Source organism: Aliivibrio sp. S3MY1 (assembly GCF_028765575.1).
Taxonomy (GTDB): Bacteria; Pseudomonadota; Gammaproteobacteria; order Enterobacterales; family Vibrionaceae; genus Aliivibrio.
In genome coordinates this window covers 1-775 of record NZ_JARACO010000098.1, presented here as the reverse complement: position 1 = coordinate 775, position 775 = coordinate 1, and the positions used below count along the sequence as shown (strand labels likewise).

The 775-nt window shown below is 38.3% G+C and carries 2 protein-coding genes; both read left to right on the top strand.

Going from position 1 to position 775, the window contains the following annotated elements; translation table 11 throughout:
• Positions 1-356 (top strand): type II toxin-antitoxin system RelE/ParE family toxin (locus PVK62_RS17410; RefSeq protein ID WP_274445638.1); only part of this gene is annotated, 356 nt, incomplete at its 5' end.
• Positions 356-649: a HigA family addiction module antitoxin gene (locus PVK62_RS17405; RefSeq protein ID WP_017023495.1), complete on the top strand. Its 294-nt coding sequence runs from the start codon at positions 356-358 to the stop codon at positions 647-649. The genes PVK62_RS17410 and PVK62_RS17405, both read left to right, overlap by 1 nt.
• The last annotated feature ends 126 nt before the right edge of the window (positions 650-775 follow it).

Below are 775 nucleotides of genomic sequence, written 5' to 3'. Positions count from 1 at the left end.
GTAGCAAACGTGTTATGCAGGCGTTATATTTTTTATTGAAACTTGCGTCACAATGCGCAACGCGCTACACTCTTCGTATGATTAAAACATTTAAGCACAAAGGTCTTAAAAAGTTTTTTGAGACTGGCAGTAAAGCGGGTATTCAAGCGAAACATGATCGCAAATTGAGAATGCAATTAGCCGCGATAGACACTGCAACCATTATTGATGATGTTGATTTGCCGGGTTTCAAACTTCATCCTCTGAAAGGGGATAGAGATGGAATTTGGTCAATTACAGTAAATGGTAACTGGCGTGTTACTTTCGAGTTTGTCGATGGTAATGCTTACATTTTAAATTACGAGGATTACCATTAATGGCTATGTACAATCCCCCACATCCAGGTGAGTTTATCCATGACGTTTATATGGAACCATTTGGCTATAGTTGCCGCTTTGTTGCTAAACAACTTGATGTAGCTGCTTCAACTCTAAATCGAGTGATAAAGGGTAAGAGTTCAATTTCACCTGAAATGGCATTACGTCTTTCAAAATCACTAGGTCGTACGCCTGAAAGTTGGTTAACAATGCAAGACAATTACGATTTATGGCAAGCAAAGCAAAACGTGAATTTAACTAAGGTGCACACGATCAATTTTGCTATGGCGTAGTAAAATATAACAAATGCATCAACACGATTTACTACACTCGGCATCTCAGGTTGTCGGGTGTTTCTCGTTTTAAGGCATCAATTTTAAGTATAATTGTATAGTAGTAAACGTGTTATGCAGGCGTTA